Below are 14,168 nucleotides of genomic sequence, written 5' to 3'. Positions count from 1 at the left end.
AAAAATCAGCCGTTGCCACCGAAGATCTCGGAGAAGGTCTTCAGATCCTTCTCGGTGTTCTTCAGCGCGTCCGAGGCATTGAACGGCATCAGCTTGATCGTGTCGCGGGCCGGGAAGCCGGCCGGAACCGGCATGCCGTTACGGGCCGGGATGTAACCGAGCCTCAGGAAACCCTCCTGGCCCTTTTCGGAGAGCACGTAATCAACGAACTTTTTGGCCGCATCCTGGTGCTTGGTGCCGGCCATGATGGCGACGGGTTCGGTGACGGCGGAGACACCTTCCGACGGGAAGACGAATTCCACCGGCGCACCCTTCGCCTTTTCGCGGATCGGCATGTAATCGACGACGACGCCATAGGCCTTTTCGCCCGAGGCGACCGACTTCAGCACCGCACCGTTGCCGCCGGAGGCAGTCGCACCGTTCTCCTTGAGCGCCCGGTAGTAATCCCAGCCGAGCGCCGGATCGGCGGTGAGCGTCTGGGCATGGATGAGGGCGGCACCCGAGGTCAGCGGGCTCGGCATGGTCACGAGACCCTTGGCCTCCGGCTTTGCCAGATCCTTCCAGCTGGTGGGCTTCATCGAAGCCTGGGTGTTGACCATGATGCCGGTGGTGATCAGCTTGGTCGAATAATAATAGCCGTCCGCATCGAAGAGCGAGGCGTCATAGGCCTTGGCTTCCGGCGACGTGTAGGACAGCAGGCGCTTGTCCTGCTTCAGGCGCTCGAGCGTCACGGTATCGGCGATCAAGAGCACGTCGGCGACCGGATTGCCGGCCTCGATCTCGGCCATCAGCTTGGCCATGATCTTCGTCGTTCCGTCACGCACCCACTCGACATCGATGCCCGGATGGGCGGCCTTGAAACCATCGACGGTCGCCTGCGCATCCTCGTTCGGCTGGCTGGTATAGATGACGAGATCGGCAGCGGTGGCAGACGTTGCCAGGGCACCAAGGGCGACAACAGCGGTCAGGGCGGAAAGAAGCGTCTTCATGGGGCAAACTCCTCGTGAACGTTGCCCCCGCTAAATCATGGCCGCCTAACAGAGATGTGACAAAGTCGATCTTGGAATGCAGGAATAGCAGAAACCCCTCCCACCACGCGTCAGAGGCGGGAAAGAAGCTCCGTCTTCTTCGCCGTAAACTCCGCATCCGTCAGAATGCCGGCCTCGCGCAGTGCCGCGAGCTTTTCGATCAGGGCGAGGATTGCCGTGCTGTCGGCCATCGGCGCCGCAGTTGCCGGCGGTGCTGTGGGAGAGGCCGGGGGTTGAATGGCGGGGATGGCCGTCGGCTCGATCGAAACGGTGTCGGCCATCTCCGGTTGCGGACTTGCCGCAAGTGACCCGTCACTGCGGAAACCGCCGGCCTCGACTTCGGCCACCGGTGTCGGAGACGGTGCCCCGTCATCGACGTGTCGCAGGCTGCTCACCGAGAACGATCCGTACTGGCTGGAAAAGGTGAGCCCGGTATTGGAGCCCTGCTGCTGGCCGACGCCGGAGATGAAATGATCGCCGGTGTCGTAAAGATGCACGCCGCCGCCGTCCTTGATGGCAAGGCGCCGGTGGCTCGGAAACACCGCATAGGCGCTGTCGTTTTGCGCGCCGGTGCTGGAGGGAGAGCCCAGCCATTGCGGCCACCAGGCCGAAGCGGCACCGCCCACGCTCGGCAGATGGATGCGCCCCGACGACAAAGCCTGCGACAGGGCATTGCAGAGCCCGTCCACCGTGTTCTTCAGCCCGTAATTGAACATGTCGCCGACCATGGTCATGCCGCCCAGCATCCACTGGCCGCTGCCGCCGAGTTCGCCGATATTGAACTGCGCCATGGTGCCCTGCCCGCGCTGAACTGCAAGCAGCATGGCAAGGGCCGCGTCCTCGCTGACCCCGTATTGACGGGCAATGTCACCCAGCACGCGGCGTGTATCGTCGGAAAGGCCCTGCATCAGATCGTTCTCCTGCCTTCGCACCGGATGGCGAAAGCGCCGGCGGGGCTATGCCTCTGTTATGGCACAGCCCCGCCGGGAAAGCGAAGAGATTGGCGATGGCAAGCCATCTGCTCAGTGGTGAGACCTCAGGCGGCCTTCACCTCCGCATTGCGGATCAGGCGACCGAGACGCTGGATGCCTTCCTCGATCATTGCCTCGTTGGCACAGGAGAAGGAGAGCCGCAGCGTGTTGGCGCCGGAACGATCGGCAAAGAAGGCCTGGCCCGGAACGAAGGCCACCTTTTCCGTTTCGATCGAGCGGGCAAGAAGCTCCGCGCCATCGAGACCGGCCGGCAGCGTCACCCAGATGAACATTCCGCCTTCCGGCTTCGTCCAGCTGGTGCTGGCCGGCATGTACTTTGCCAAGGCCGCAAGCATGGCATCGCGCCGCGCGCTGTAGGCGGCCTTGATCTTCGCCACCTGCGCATCGAAGATCCGCTCGGCCACCGTTGCGATGGCGATCTGGTTGATCGTCGAGGAATGCAGGTCGGTGGCCTGTTTCATCAGAACCAGCTTGCGGATGACCGACATGTTGGCAACGACGAAACCGACGCGAAGACCCGGCGCCAACGTCTTGGAGAAGCTGCCGGAATAGATGGTGCGGGTGTTCTCGATGCCGCCCTTTCGGGCGATCTCCAGCGCCAGCAACGGCGGGATCGGCTCGCCATTGTAACGCAGCGACTGGTAGGCGCCGTCCTCGATGACGGCGATGTCGAGTTCGTCGGCCAGATCCAGCACCTTCTCACGGCCCTGGCGGTCCACGGTCTCGCCGGTCGGGTTGCAGAAGTCGGCCGACAGATAGGCGAATTTGACCGCGCCGCCGTTCTTCGCCGCCGTTTCGCGGTAAGCGTCGGGCGTGCGATTGCCGTTCGGTGTCAACTGGTCGTAGTTCGGCTCGTAGGCGTTGAAGGCCTGCAGCGCGCCGAGATAGGTCGGCCAGGTGACGAGCGCGGTATCCTTCGGCGACAGGAAGAGCTTGCCGAGATAATCCAGCGCCTGCTGCGAACCGGAGGTGATGAAGACGTTGTCGACGCTGCAGTCAATGCCGATCTTCGCCATTTCGCCAACCAGCCATTCGCGCAAGGGTTTGTACCCTTCACTGACCGAATACTGCAGCGCCGCGTTGACCTGAGAACCCGAAAAGATCTCGGAATAGGCATCCTTGAAGGCCACATCCGGAAACAGCGCGGGGTCCGGAATACCGCCGGCGAAGGAAATGATGTCCGGACGCTCCAGGAGCTTGAGCAGTTCGCGGATTTCGGAAGCGCGCATGCGCGAGGAGCGCGTCGCAAATATATGATCCCAATCGAGCACCGGTGTTTCCTCTTATTTCAATCTTATGGCAGAATCCTTAGCACAAACACCGACAGGTCAGCAATACTGACCTATTGAGATTTTATGCCATGTGACCATCGCCCGATTTAGCAGAACGGCGGGAGCGATGGGAAGCCGAAGCTTTCGTGATTCCTTGTCTAGGACTTTATTCAGCCTTGCGGTATAAGCTGACGACATACTAGGAAAGCGCCAGAAAAATCATGCAGTTATTATGGTCTGACCTACTGAGGACGACCGTCTTTAAGGGAGAAGCGTCCGGGCCTCTCAAATGGCAGATGCTGGACGAACTTTTCTCGATATGGCCGCACGTCATCGCCATGGCGGGCATTTGTCTGACGGCAGCATTTACGATCTGGAATGGCGGCGGCAGCTATGCCGCACCGGCCGTCACGGTTGCTTATGCTCACCTTCTGTTCCGATGGGCCGGCGGGCAATGGTATTACCGGCGCGCCAAGCGGCAGAACCCGACCTTCTGGATGAATTTTTTCATCATCTCGGCCCTCACCTCCGGCACCGCCTGGGGCGCCTCGATCACGCTTCTTTTGCGCGGCACGTCACCGAGCGACCGATACCTGATCCTGACGATTGCCTGCGTCATCATTCAGTCTGCCACGGCCCGCGCTTTTATGGCGCCTTTGCCACTGATCGGCCAGACCTGCATTCTGATCGTTCAGATAGTAGGCGTCAGTCTTTATCATGGCGACTGGATCATCGCACCGGCAGCCATCCTGTTTGCCGGCTTCCAGTTGGGGCATATGCGAAGCCTGATCCGCTTCCGTTTGCGACAGCTGCAAGTCGAAGCGGAAAAGGACGCCCTCCTGCAGGAAATCGCGCGCACCAATGAAGAACTGCGCCTCGCCAACGAGAGGCTCCAAAAAACGGCCCTCACCGATGTTCTGACGGGTCTTTTCAACCGTCGCGCACTCGACCGGTACATGGAAGCCAATGACCCGCGGCAGAACGCCGAACTGCTGCCCTATTCTGTGATCCTCTTCGACGTCGATCATTTCAAGCCGTTCAACGATACCTATGGTCATCAGGCGGGGGATGCCTGTCTTGCGGCGATTGGCGCGGCACTTCGTGCCATGCCGTTACCGCCCGGGCATATGGTGGCACGGTATGGCGGAGAGGAATTTGTCATGATCCTGCCGCGCACCGACGCGACTGCTGCCCTGACGCTCGCGGAGACCATCCGGGAAAAGCTGTCGACGCTTGAAATCCCCGTGCCGGAAGCGAGCGCCCGTATCACCGTCAGCCTCGGCGTCTCAAGCCTTGGCCCAGGGTCGACGGACACCCCGTTGCGCCTGGTGAGACGAGCCGATACCGCCCTTTACCGGGCCAAACAGCTCGGACGGAACCGGGTCGAGCAGGAAGACGCAGCCGCCACGACCATTGAGGCGTGAAGACGACACCCGAGCCGATCTCATCTCGCGGGTCACCATCAAAATTCTCCAGGCTTTCTGGCAAAACCGGCATAACGGCCATCCCCTCTGAGATCCGTTGCAGATTGAGGGTCGAAGCACGGCGAGCGCCCCCTCCTGCATACCTATGCCAGCAATATGGGGGCGATCCGGGTCTATAAACGTCTTGGCTTCGAAATCCGGCAGCAGTTCACGGTGATGAAACTCGTGCCTGACAACTGAAACGGCGGAGCCGAAGCCCCGCCGTTTCCTGATCCTTGTCTCGTCGATCCGTCGGCGGTCGCCGATCCCACGCCATCGAAGGCGTGCTGGCAAAACATGCCCGGATCGTAACCGGCCGTTAGTTGACGGCCTTGTCGACCAGCTTGTTCTTGCCGATCCAGGGCATCATGGCGCGCAGCTTCGTGCCGACTTCCTCGATCTGGTGGCTGTCGTTCATGCGGCGGATGCCCTTGAAGCGGGCTGCACCCGAACGGTATTCCTGCATCCAGTCCGAGGTGAACTTGCCGGTCTGGATGTCGTGCAGAACGCGCTTCATCTCAGCCTTGGTTTCCGCGGTGATGATGCGCGGACCGGTCACGTATTCGCCCCACTCGGCCGTGTTCGAGATCGAGTAGTTCATGTTGGCGATGCCGCCTTCATAGATCAGGTCGACGATCAGCTTCACTTCGTGCAGGCACTCGAAATAGGCCATTTCCGGTGCGTAACCGCCTTCGACCAGCGTTTCGAAGCCGGCGCGGATCAGCTCGACGAGACCGCCGCACAGAACGACCTGTTCGCCGAAAAGGTCGGTTTCGCACTCTTCCTTGAAGTTGGTCTCGATGATGCCCGAACGGCCGCCGCCGACGCCGCAGGCGTAGGAGAGCGCCAGATCCAGCGCGTTGCCGGAAGCATTGTGGTGGACGGCAACCAGGCACGGCACGCCGCCGCCCTTCTGGTATTCGCCGCGCACGGTGTGGCCCGGGCCCTTCGGCGCGATCATGACGACGTCAACCGTCGACTTCGGCTCGATGAGGCCGAAATGCACGTTGAGGCCGTGGGCAAACGCGATGGCGGCACCGTCGCGGATGTTGCCGGCAATATCGGCCTTGTAGATGTCGGCCTGCAGTTCGTCCGGGGTCGCCATCATCAAAAGGTCGGCCCAGGCAGCGGCTTCGGCAACGGTCATGACCTTGAAGCCATCGGCTTCGGCCTTCTTGATGGTCGGCGAACCGGCCTTCAGCGCGATCGCGACGTTCTTTGCGCCGGAATCCTTCAGGTTCAGCGCGTGTGCGCGGCCCTGGGAACCGTAGCCGACGATGACCACGTTCTTCGACTTGATGAGGTTGAGATCGGCATCCTGATCGTAATAGACGCGCATGTGACTTCGTCCTTCCCTATGCGTTGTTATAAGTCTGGTTTATCTGCCCGCAGACGCCCGCTGGGCGCCCCCGGTATCGGTTGAAACGCCATGCAGCTTGAGGAAGGCTTCGACCGCCCTCGCCGCCTGGCGTTGATTGTCCTTCAGCCCCGGCTCGCCCAGCAGCATGCGCACATGCAGATCCGAGACGATGAGGCCGTAAAGTGTGTGGTAGGCGCTATCGGCATCCTGGAACCGCAACAGGCCCGCACGCCGACCGGCCTCCATCAGGCCGATGGCACGGCGGTCGATCTGGCGCCGGCCGTGCTCGATCAGCAGACGGCCAAGCTTGGAGCCTTCACGGCTTGCCTGGCCGACCGCCAGCCGGTTGAGCGCCAGCGAGACCTCGCCCGACAGCACCTCCAGAAGATCGCGACCAAAGGTTTCGAGATGCTCGCGCAAGAGATCCGGCGTCAGCCGCGCGGAACCGCGCTCGAAGGTGCGCACCTTGCTCGCCTGATGCGCGATCATGGCGGCCAGCAGACCGTCGCGATCCCCGAACCACTTGTAGAGGCTTTCCTTCGAACAATTGGCGGCCCGTGCCAGGCCGGAGGTCGTCAGCGCTTTTTCGCCGCCATCCACCAGAAGCTTGAGCGCCTGCTCCAGAACCTCGTTCTGGCGTGGCGAAAACTCCGGCATTTCGGACAGTTCGGCGGACACGTTGAAAACCCTCCCTCTTGGCACCGGACATGATCGCCGCAATACTCATGTCCATGCGCTCCAGCGCACGCCAGTATTGCGTACCGTACGGTACGGTTCCATCCGTTTAAGCGGGCCGCTTGAAGACGTCAAGAGGGGAATTGGAAGTTCTGGAAAGAATCGGAACAACATCTTATTGAAGACGAAAGAAACGGAGGCGGAGGCCATCATGCAGTTGAAATTTCTTGCGCTGGCTGTGGCAGTCGGCACCGGGCTTCTGGCAGCCCCCGCCATGGCGGAGAACCGATGCGGCTGGGTGCAAAACCCGACGCCGGGCAATTACTGGCTGGATGATCGGGATGGCTCCTGGACGATCCTCACGCAAGGATCGGACCTCGAACCCGACGGCATCGACAACATGCCGGATTTTTCGGCCGGACAGTTCGTGCAGACCAATGGATATTACGGGTATGCCTGTGCCTGCATGTCGGTCGAAACCGATGCGGCGGAGATGCGCATCACCGAAATCCGCTCGGTCAAGCAACTTCCGCTGTCAAAGTGCAAGAACGACAGGACGCTGCCGAAACCCGAGGGCTGAGCAGCAGCCGACAGGTCAGGCGGCGAGTTCCGACGCATCGAATTTTTCGCGCGCCGCCTTGATGTCTGGGTGGTGGGCGGCGGCCCACTTCATCACGCCTTCCAGGCGCGCATACAGCGAATGACCCAGCGGCGTCATCTTGTATTCGACGCTCGGTGGCTTGGTCGGGAACACCGTCCGCTCCACATAACCGTCGCGCTGCAGGTCACGCAACGTCTGCGTCAGCATGCGCTGCGAAATGTCCGGCACGAGCCGGCGCAGTTCTCCGAAACGATAGGGCTTTTCCGACAGCGCGAGAAGCAGAAGCGTTGCCCACTTGCCGGCAATATGGATCATGACGTCGCGCACCGGGCAATTGTCGGCATTCCAGTCCTGTTTTTCGCAGGAGGCGACATTCAACAGTTCGGGAGGCGTGCGCTGGTCCATGGCAGTTCCCTTGAGGTAACGATCTCCCGCAAAACTGCCTTCTTTACAGCCCCCGGTCAATTCTTAATTTAGCGCTACTCTCAAATTGAGAGCAGGTTTCCAGGCTGCGTTCGACAGCCTCCAGTGAAGGACATGACTGATGACGAAACTTCTCGTGACGGGCGCCTCTGGCCAGTTGGGCCGCGCCGTGCTGGCCAACCTTCTCGCCTCCAAGGGCGCGGCTGACCAGATCGTCGCCGCCAGCCGCAATCCCGCCAAGCTGACAGACCTCGCCGACAAGGGTGTCGAGACGCGCAGCGCCGATTTCGACGATCCGGCGAGCCTGGAAAAGGCCTTTGCCGGCATCGACCGCCTGCTCCTGATTTCAACGGACGAACTGGCGGTACCCGGCAAGCGGCTGTCTCAGCACAAGGCTGCCGTTGCGGCAGCCGTCAAGGCCGGCGTCAAGCATATCCTCTACACATCCATGCCGAACCCGGACAAATCCCTCGTCAGCTTTGCTCCGGATCACCTGGGCACCGAGGAGGCCATCAAGGCGAGCGGTCTTGCTTATACGATCCTGCGCAATTCCTGGTATTTTGACAACTACTTCATGAGCATGAAGCACAACCTGGAAACGGGCCAGTGGTTTACCTCCCGCGGCGACGGACGGACGGGACATATTTCCCGGGACGATTGCGCCGCAGCGGCAGCCGCCGCCCTTGCTCATCCGCCGGCCGGCGATGTCACGCTGACGCTGACGGGTCCGGAAGCCCTGAACGCCGATCAGATCGCATCCGCCATCGCCACAGCGGCCGGCAAGCCGCTGGCCGTCGTTCAGATTAATGACGAGCAATTGGCGGCTGGCGCCTCTTCCGCCGGCCTGCCGGATTTTGTCGTGAAGTTGGTTGTCTCGACCGAGGCCAATATCCGCGCCGGCAATTTCAACCTGGTGACCGGCGATTTCGAGGCGCTGACCGGCCGCAGACCGCAGTCGGTGTCGGACTTCTTCACCGCGCACAAATCAGCACTCGGCTGATCTCCGCCTGATCGGCCAAGAGAGGCCGGTGGCGAACGTCTTGGTTGCCACCGGTCAGATCGTCTCGCCGCAGGCGCGGCGGAAACGGCGCACCGTCTCGGCCATGCCGTATTCCAGCGCATCCGCCGTCAGCCCATGCCCGATCGACACTTCGGCGAGATGCGGGATGCGCTGGGCCAATGCCGGCAGGTTGGCGACCGTCAGATCATGACCGGCGTTGACGCCAAGGCCTTCGGCCTTTGCCGCATCGGCGGTCCGCCCCAAAAGCTCCAGTATGTCCTTCGCCTTGTCCGGCTGATCGAAGCAGCCGCCATAGGGGCCCGTATAGAGTTCGATGCGGTCGGCGCCGGTGGCCTTCGCAAGCTTGACCGCCTCCTCGTCGCCATCGCCATCGGCAAACAGCGAAACCCGCATGCCCTTCGCCTTCAGCCTCGCCACGATCGGCTTCAGCATCTCCCCCTGGGTGCGAAAATCAAACCCGTGGTCCGATGTGGCCTGGGACGGGTCGTCCGGCACCAGCGTCACCTGTTCCGGTTCGGTGCGTTCGCACAGCGCCAGGAAATCCTCGCTCGGATACCCCTCGATGTTGAACTCGGCGTGCGGAAACGCATCGTCGATCAGCGCCCGCAGCACCGGAAGATCGGAAAACCGGATATGCCGCTGGTCGGGGCGCGGATGCACCGTCAGGCCATAGGCGCCCGCTTGAAGCGCGATCCGGCCGAGATGCGCAACACTCGGCCACGGCAGATCGCGGCGATTGCGCAGCATGGCGACGGCATTCAGATTGACGGAAAGCTTGGCGGGCATCGCGGTGTTCCTTCGGCAGATGACGTGAATGTCTAGAACAAACCGGCAGGGTGCGGCAACGGCACGCGGCACCGCGACGCATGCAAAATGCTGAAGCCTCTATGAATTCTTGTGGTGATAGAATCGCAGTTTCAATTATATTAAAAGTTGCTAACGTTAGAACAAGTATAAGGCTATCACGCCAGTCCCAGGGAGGGACACCTAGAGAAGACCGGAAACTGGATCCGGTGACGATGCGGGGAGAGGTGCAGATGCAATCGGATTTCTTTCACGGCAAAAACAGCGACACATGGGACAGCCGGCAGGAGGCGATGGTGTTCCTGCCCCGATTTGCCCGGGCGGATGCGGCGCGCCATGCGCCCCTGCCCATCGCAGACATGGCCGATCTCTTCGGCGTCACCCATCGCACGCTGCATTTTTATGAGGAGAAGCGGCTGATCCGGGCGGAGCGGCTCGGCACCATGCGAGTCTACGACGCGGAAAACATCCGCCGCATGGCGGTGATCTGCGCCTGCCGCGAAATCGGCATTTCGCTTGCCGCCATCCAGGACCTGATGGAGGAACTGAGCGACGTCAGAACCCAGGACGAGGCCGACAGCCTGTTTCAACGGGCGCTGGAGGCCCGCAAACGGGAAATCACCGCCGATCTCTCCTCGATCAACCGTCAGATTCAGCAGATCCGCACCCTGATCGAGCGCACTGACGTGTTGGCGGGCGTCCCGGTCGAACATCGCCCCTCCATCTCCGATCTCGAACGGCGTTGCCTCATCCTGATGACGGAGGGTTTCGGCGGACGGGACCTCGCCGAACGGCTCGGTATGGACATGGAGGCGCTGGCGCGGCTGGAAGACGACCTGATGGAAAAGCTCGGCGCCAGCAACCGGTTCCAGGCAGCCGCCAAGGCGGTGATGATCGGCATTCTGCCCCACTGATCATAGCGCGACAGTCCGGCAAACTTGAATTATGGCAAGACTACGATTGCCGTTTTGTAACGTGACGGCGGAGCTTTGCTCTCGTAAGTTTTCTTCAGAACAATTCTAATCTGAAGTCAGAACCTCATGGCAAGCCTCTTTCTCCGCTACGCGACACCGCTGATCACCGGTCTTTTCCTCGTCTCGCTGATCTCCGGCGTGGCTCTCTTCTTTCACTGGGGGCCCGGCGCCTTCCACGGCATCCACGAATGGCTGAGCATGGTGCTGATCCTGCCGTTCGTGCTGCACCTATGGAAGAACTGGCGGCCAATGACCGCCTATTTCAAGCGCGCGCCGATGGCGATCGCGCTCGGACTGTCGCTTCTGGCGTCGCTCGCCTTTTTCATCCCGCTGGGATCCGGCAGCGGCCAGAAGGGCGCTCCGCCGCAGGTCGCCATCCTGCAGCTGATTTCGGCCGCCAAACCCGCGCAGATCGCAAGCCTGGTCGGCCGGACCGAGGAAGAGGTGATCACTGTCCTAAAGGAGAAGGGGTTTGCGGCAGCCGCCGCGGATCGGTCGATGGGCGACATCGCGCAATCCTCGGGCAAGAGCGACCGTGACTTGATCACCCAGGTCGCCTCGCTCCGCCGGTAGCGGAACCAGTCACCGGACGATGGTGATCGTCTCCGCCGCGCGGGTGATGGCGGTATAGAGCCAGCGCTCGCGGGTGTCGCGAAACGCCCAGCTTTCATCGAACAGCACGACCTTGTTCCACTGCGAGCCTTGCGCCTTGTGCACGGTGAGCGCGTAACCGAAGTCGAAATCGTCATAGCGCTTCTTGGTGGTCCAGGGGATTTCCCCCTCCTCCTCGAAGGCCTGCTTCAGAAGCTTGATCTTCGCCGCACCCCGATCCATGTCGTCATCTTCCGGACGGATCATCAGGTTGATGCCGGGTTTGACGGTTTCGCGCGACGAGCTCATCACCTGCCAGAGCGAACCATTGAGCAGACCCTTGGCCGGATCATTGCGCAGGCAGACCAGCTTGTCGCCCGATTGCGGATAGGGCAGCGAAAAGCCTTTCAGCTCGCGCAGGCGCTGATTGTAGCGCCGCCGCGTCTTGTTGGTGCCGACGAGCACCTGGTCCGCCTCCAGCACCAGCGACTGGTTGACCTCGTTGCGGGAAATCACCTGCGCAGTCCCGTAGTCACCGTGCATGATCTCCTTGCCCTCGCGCACATGCATGGCGAGCTGGATGATCGGATTGTCGCGCGCCTGGCGGTGGATGTCCGTCAGCAGGTAATCCGGCTCCTGTTCGGTGAAGAAACCGCCGCCGGACACGGGCGGCAACTGGCCGGGATCGCCGAGCACCAGAATCGGCGTGCCGAAACTCATCAGGTCGCGGCCGAGTTGCTCATCCACCATCGAGCACTCGTCGATGACGATCAGCGCCGCCTTGGCGACCGGGCTCTGCCGGTTGATGGAGAACATCGGCGCGACGGATGTCTTGCCCGTCTCTTCGTCCTCCACCGCCTCTTCGCCGCGCGGGCGGTAGATCAGCGAATGGATGGTCTTGGCATTGGAGGCCCCGCGCGAGCGCAGCACCTGCGCCGCCTTGCCGGTGAAGGCGGCAAACAGCACGTCGCCATCGACATTTTCGGCAAAATGCCGGGCAAGCGTCGTCTTGCCGGTTCCGGCATAACCGAACAGCCGGAAGACCGGGGTGCGGCCTTCCTTCAGCCAGTTCGAAACGGCCTTGAGGGCCTCATCCTGTTGTGGAGCAAATTGCATGGGCGGACTTGGCAGGATTCGAACCGGAGAGGCAACCAGAAAAACCGATAAACAACGGAATAAAACGGTGGGACGCGGTGTCTTATCCCATGTCCGGGCATGACGGCCTTGGACAGGAACCAGGAGGACAAGACATGACATCACTTCGTAGGCTTGCGGCAATGGCCGTGCTCTGCGCATCCGCGACCGCTGCCCTCGCCGCCGGCGCGCCGGTCAAAAGCGTCGATACCGCCAAGGGCAAGGTGCTGGCCGGGGACAACGGCATGACGCTCTACACCTTCAGGAAGGACATGAAGGGCGTTTCCAACTGTGAGGACAAGTGCGCCGCCAACTGGCCGCCGCTGATGGCGGCCGCAGGCGCCAAGGAGGAAGGCGGCTATTCCGTCATCACCCGCAAGGATGGCTCCAAACAATGGGCCAAGGATGGCATGCCGCTCTATTTCTGGATCAAGGACACCAAGGCCGGCGACGTGACGGGCGACGGCGTGAACGGCGTCTGGGATCTTGCGAAGCCTTGAGGCCGATCACCGCAATCTCTGCTAGGCTGCGCGCCATGAACCTTCCGGACGACCAGAGCTTTGAGGGCCAGATGCTGGCCCTCCTTCCGGCGCTCAGGCGCTTTGCGCGCAGCCTTGCCCGCTCGGATGCCGATGGCGAGGACCTGTTGCAGGACAGTATCGAAGCGGCGCTGAGCCGCCGTGGCCAATGGCGCGGCCTCAACCTGCGCAGCTGGCTGCTCACCATCATCTGCAATCGCCACCGCAACGGCCTGCGCTCAAGGACCCGCCACCCGAACGTGGACATCGAGGAGGCCAAGGATGTCGCCGCCCAGGATCCGGTATCCGATCCCCTGGAGCGGACGCGGCTGGAAGCCGCTCTCAACAGCCTTCCGGACGAACAGCGCGCCGTGCTGATGCTGGTGGTCGTCGAAGGCTGCTCCTATGCCGAAACAGCAACGCTTCTCGACCTGCCGATCGGTACGGTAATGTCCAGGCTGGCACGCGCCAGGCAGAAGGTGAGCGACTACATGAAAGCGGAAAACATCGTTCCGCTGAGGAGACCGAAATGACCGTGCACGCCGACCGACCGAGCGAAGACGACCTGCACGCCTATGCCGACGGACAGCTTTCCCCGCAGCAAAGGGAGGCGGTCGATCACTGGCTGGCCACTCATCCAGACGATCAGGCGCGTGTGGAGGAATGGCAGGCGCAGAGTGCGGCCATCCGCGCCACCTTTGCCGGCTACGCAAGAACGACGGGAGCGGACGCACGCCTGCTTGGCACCCGCCGGAACAGCGCCCTGCCCTCCTGGAAAAACGTGGCGGCCGGTCTTGCCCTGTTTGCCGCCGGCACGGCCGCCGGGCATTATCTGCCGCTTGCCGGTCAATCCGAGCTGCAACTGGTGGCCGAGCAGATGGACCTGCCAAACGAAGCGCATGCCGCCTACCTGATTTATGCCAGCGAAGTCCGCCACCCGGTCGAAGTTGCGGCCGCCGACGAGGCTCACCTCGCCGCCTGGCTCGGAAAACGACTGTCGCGCGCCAACCTGAAGGTGCCGGACCTGACCGGCCTCGGCTTCCATCTCGTCGGTGGCCGACTGGTTCCCGTCGAAGGCCAGGCCGGCGCACTCTTCATGTACGAAGACCAGAAGGGGCAGCGCCTGACCCTGCTGGTGGGACGCAACGACTCCAACCGCGAGACGAGTTTCCGGTTCGCCGGCAACGGACCCGTCGACACCTTCTACTGGATCGACAACGGCTTCGGTTATGCCGTCACCGGCGAAGTGTCACGTGACCTGTTGCGGCAGGTTGCGGAGGAAACCTACCGGCAGTTTCCTGCCTGAGGCTCTC

At 61.9% G+C, this 14,168-nt stretch carries 17 protein-coding genes; 9 read left to right on the top strand and 8 right to left on the bottom strand.

Translation table 11 applies throughout. From position 1 onward, the window contains the following. Positions 1-5: 5 nt before the first annotated feature. The 3 genes from G6N78_RS12555 to G6N78_RS12545 all read right to left on the bottom strand — a co-directional run bounded on the left by G6N78_RS12555 (position 6) and on the right by G6N78_RS12545 (position 3,291). A complete protein-coding gene (locus tag G6N78_RS12555) occupies positions 6-989 on the bottom strand; it encodes an ABC transporter substrate-binding protein (RefSeq protein ID WP_165218859.1) in 984 nt (327 codons plus the stop codon). A 110-nt stretch (positions 990-1,099) separates the two neighbouring features. Further along, positions 1,100-1,936, bottom strand: a complete 837-nt coding sequence (locus G6N78_RS12550; RefSeq protein ID WP_165218857.1) for an SHOCT domain-containing protein — start codon at positions 1,934-1,936, stop codon at positions 1,100-1,102. Positions 1,937-2,064: 128 nt separating this feature from the next. After that, a complete protein-coding gene (locus tag G6N78_RS12545) occupies positions 2,065-3,291 on the bottom strand; it encodes an aminotransferase-like domain-containing protein (RefSeq protein WP_165218855.1) in 1,227 nt (408 codons plus the stop codon). A gap of 296 nt (positions 3,292-3,587) precedes the next feature. On the opposite strand from G6N78_RS12545, the gene G6N78_RS12540 reads away from it, so the two are divergent. Together G6N78_RS12540 and G6N78_RS26045 are read left to right on the top strand one after the other, a co-directional pair. Continuing rightward, on the top strand, positions 3,588-4,715 hold the full coding sequence (locus G6N78_RS12540) for a GGDEF domain-containing protein (RefSeq protein ID WP_165218853.1): 1,128 nt from the start codon (positions 3,588-3,590) through the stop codon (positions 4,713-4,715). A 156-nt stretch (positions 4,716-4,871) separates the two neighbouring features. Further along, positions 4,872-4,955 carry a hypothetical protein gene (locus G6N78_RS26045; RefSeq protein WP_370691521.1) on the top strand — a complete coding sequence of 28 codons (84 nt, stop codon included), beginning with the start codon at positions 4,872-4,874 and terminating at the stop codon, positions 4,953-4,955. Between the two features lie 118 nt (positions 4,956-5,073). Here G6N78_RS26045 and ilvC read toward each other — a convergent pair whose 3' ends face one another. Further along, positions 5,074-6,093 (bottom strand): ketol-acid reductoisomerase, encoded by a 1,020-nt coding sequence (ilvC, locus tag G6N78_RS12530; RefSeq protein ID WP_165218851.1) that lies wholly within the window; start codon positions 6,091-6,093, stop codon positions 5,074-5,076. A gap of 39 nt (positions 6,094-6,132) precedes the next feature. After that, a complete protein-coding gene (locus G6N78_RS12525; protein ID WP_206531651.1) occupies positions 6,133-6,771 on the bottom strand; it encodes a TetR/AcrR family transcriptional regulator C-terminal domain-containing protein in 639 nt (212 codons plus the stop codon). Positions 6,772-7,000: 229 nt separating this feature from the next. On the opposite strand from G6N78_RS12525, the gene G6N78_RS12520 reads away from it, so the two are divergent. Then, entirely contained in the window at positions 7,001-7,369 is a 369-nt protein-coding gene (locus G6N78_RS12520) for a DUF4087 domain-containing protein (RefSeq protein WP_165218847.1), read from the top strand. A gap of 15 nt (positions 7,370-7,384) precedes the next feature. Here the strand turns inward: G6N78_RS12520 and G6N78_RS12515 are convergent, their stop codons facing one another. After that, positions 7,385-7,795, bottom strand: a complete 411-nt coding sequence (locus G6N78_RS12515; protein ID WP_165218845.1) for a winged helix-turn-helix transcriptional regulator — start codon at positions 7,793-7,795, stop codon at positions 7,385-7,387. A 136-nt stretch (positions 7,796-7,931) separates the two neighbouring features. On the opposite strand from G6N78_RS12515, the gene G6N78_RS12510 reads away from it, so the two are divergent. Continuing rightward, positions 7,932-8,813 carry an SDR family oxidoreductase gene (locus G6N78_RS12510; protein ID WP_165221709.1) on the top strand — a complete coding sequence of 294 codons (882 nt, stop codon included), beginning with the start codon at positions 7,932-7,934 and terminating at the stop codon, positions 8,811-8,813. A 54-nt stretch (positions 8,814-8,867) separates the two neighbouring features. On the opposite strand, the gene G6N78_RS12505 is transcribed toward G6N78_RS12510, so the two are convergent. Next, positions 8,868-9,620 carry a pyridoxine 5'-phosphate synthase gene (locus G6N78_RS12505; protein WP_165218843.1) on the bottom strand — a complete coding sequence of 251 codons (753 nt, stop codon included), beginning with the start codon at positions 9,618-9,620 and terminating at the stop codon, positions 8,868-8,870. 251 nt (positions 9,621-9,871) lie between these two features. Between G6N78_RS12505 and G6N78_RS12500 the strand changes: the two genes are divergently transcribed. After that, complete coding sequence (locus G6N78_RS12500; protein ID WP_165218841.1) at positions 9,872-10,552, top strand: MerR family transcriptional regulator; 681 nt, start codon at positions 9,872-9,874, stop codon at positions 10,550-10,552. Positions 10,553-10,678: 126 nt separating this feature from the next. Beyond that, positions 10,679-11,185, top strand: coding sequence for a DUF4405 domain-containing protein (locus G6N78_RS12495; RefSeq protein WP_165218839.1), 507 nt, complete (start codon positions 10,679-10,681; stop codon positions 11,183-11,185). Positions 11,186-11,194: 9 nt separating this feature from the next. Here G6N78_RS12495 and G6N78_RS12490 read toward each other — a convergent pair whose 3' ends face one another. Then, entirely contained in the window at positions 11,195-12,319 is a 1,125-nt protein-coding gene (locus tag G6N78_RS12490) for an ATP-dependent DNA helicase (RefSeq protein WP_165218837.1), read from the bottom strand. Positions 12,320-12,453: 134 nt separating this feature from the next. Here G6N78_RS12490 and G6N78_RS12485 point away from each other — a divergent pair, with 134 nt between their 5' ends. Genes G6N78_RS12485 through G6N78_RS12475 form a run of 3 tightly spaced genes read left to right on the top strand, consistent with a single transcriptional unit; the run spans position 12,454 to position 14,161 of the window. Beyond that, complete coding sequence (locus G6N78_RS12485) at positions 12,454-12,837, top strand: COG4315 family predicted lipoprotein (protein WP_165218835.1); 384 nt, start codon at positions 12,454-12,456, stop codon at positions 12,835-12,837. Between the two features lie 35 nt (positions 12,838-12,872). Continuing rightward, positions 12,873-13,388: an RNA polymerase sigma factor gene (locus G6N78_RS12480; RefSeq protein ID WP_165218833.1), complete on the top strand. Its 516-nt coding sequence runs from the start codon at positions 12,873-12,875 to the stop codon at positions 13,386-13,388. Beyond that, positions 13,385-14,161, top strand: a complete 777-nt coding sequence (locus tag G6N78_RS12475) for an anti-sigma factor family protein (protein WP_165218831.1) — start codon at positions 13,385-13,387, stop codon at positions 14,159-14,161. The genes G6N78_RS12480 and G6N78_RS12475 overlap by 4 nt, the downstream gene beginning before the upstream one ends. The last annotated feature ends 7 nt before the right edge of the window (positions 14,162-14,168 follow it).

Origin of the sequence: Allorhizobium pseudoryzae, assembly GCF_011046245.1 — a bacterium.
Lineage (GTDB): Bacteria > Pseudomonadota > Alphaproteobacteria > Rhizobiales > Rhizobiaceae > Neorhizobium > Neorhizobium pseudoryzae.
The sequence above is the reverse complement of the archived record's forward strand: the minus strand, read 5'-3'. Positions and strand labels throughout refer to the sequence as shown.

Bases quoted from the DNA above. Each gene is read 5' to 3' on its own strand.
- G6N78_RS12555 (WP_165218859.1), bottom strand. From the start codon at position 989: ATGAAGACGCTTCTTTCCGCCCTGACCGCTGTTGTCGCCCTTGGTGCC.
- G6N78_RS12550 (WP_165218857.1), bottom strand. From the start codon at position 1,936: ATGCAGGGCCTTTCCGACGATACACGCCGCGTGCTGGGTGACATTGCC.
- G6N78_RS12540 (WP_165218853.1), top strand. From the start codon at position 3,588: ATGCTGGACGAACTTTTCTCGATATGGCCGCACGTCATCGCCATGGCG.
- G6N78_RS26045 (WP_370691521.1), top strand. From the start codon at position 4,872: ATGGGGGCGATCCGGGTCTATAAACGTCTTGGCTTCGAAATCCGGCAG.
- ilvC (WP_165218851.1), bottom strand. From the start codon at position 6,093: ATGCGCGTCTATTACGATCAGGATGCCGATCTCAACCTCATCAAGTCG.
- G6N78_RS12525 (WP_206531651.1), bottom strand. From the start codon at position 6,771: ATGCCGGAGTTTTCGCCACGCCAGAACGAGGTTCTGGAGCAGGCGCTC.
- G6N78_RS12520 (WP_165218847.1), top strand. From the start codon at position 7,001: ATGCAGTTGAAATTTCTTGCGCTGGCTGTGGCAGTCGGCACCGGGCTT.
- G6N78_RS12515 (WP_165218845.1), bottom strand. From the start codon at position 7,795: ATGGACCAGCGCACGCCTCCCGAACTGTTGAATGTCGCCTCCTGCGAA.
- G6N78_RS12505 (WP_165218843.1), bottom strand. From the start codon at position 9,620: ATGCCCGCCAAGCTTTCCGTCAATCTGAATGCCGTCGCCATGCTGCGC.
- G6N78_RS12500 (WP_165218841.1), top strand. From the start codon at position 9,872: ATGCAATCGGATTTCTTTCACGGCAAAAACAGCGACACATGGGACAGC.
- G6N78_RS12495 (WP_165218839.1), top strand. From the start codon at position 10,679: ATGGCAAGCCTCTTTCTCCGCTACGCGACACCGCTGATCACCGGTCTT.
- G6N78_RS12490 (WP_165218837.1), bottom strand. From the start codon at position 12,319: ATGCAATTTGCTCCACAACAGGATGAGGCCCTCAAGGCCGTTTCGAAC.
- G6N78_RS12485 (WP_165218835.1), top strand. From the start codon at position 12,454: ATGACATCACTTCGTAGGCTTGCGGCAATGGCCGTGCTCTGCGCATCC.
- G6N78_RS12480 (WP_165218833.1), top strand. From the start codon at position 12,873: ATGAACCTTCCGGACGACCAGAGCTTTGAGGGCCAGATGCTGGCCCTC.
- G6N78_RS12475 (WP_165218831.1), top strand. From the start codon at position 13,385: ATGACCGTGCACGCCGACCGACCGAGCGAAGACGACCTGCACGCCTAT.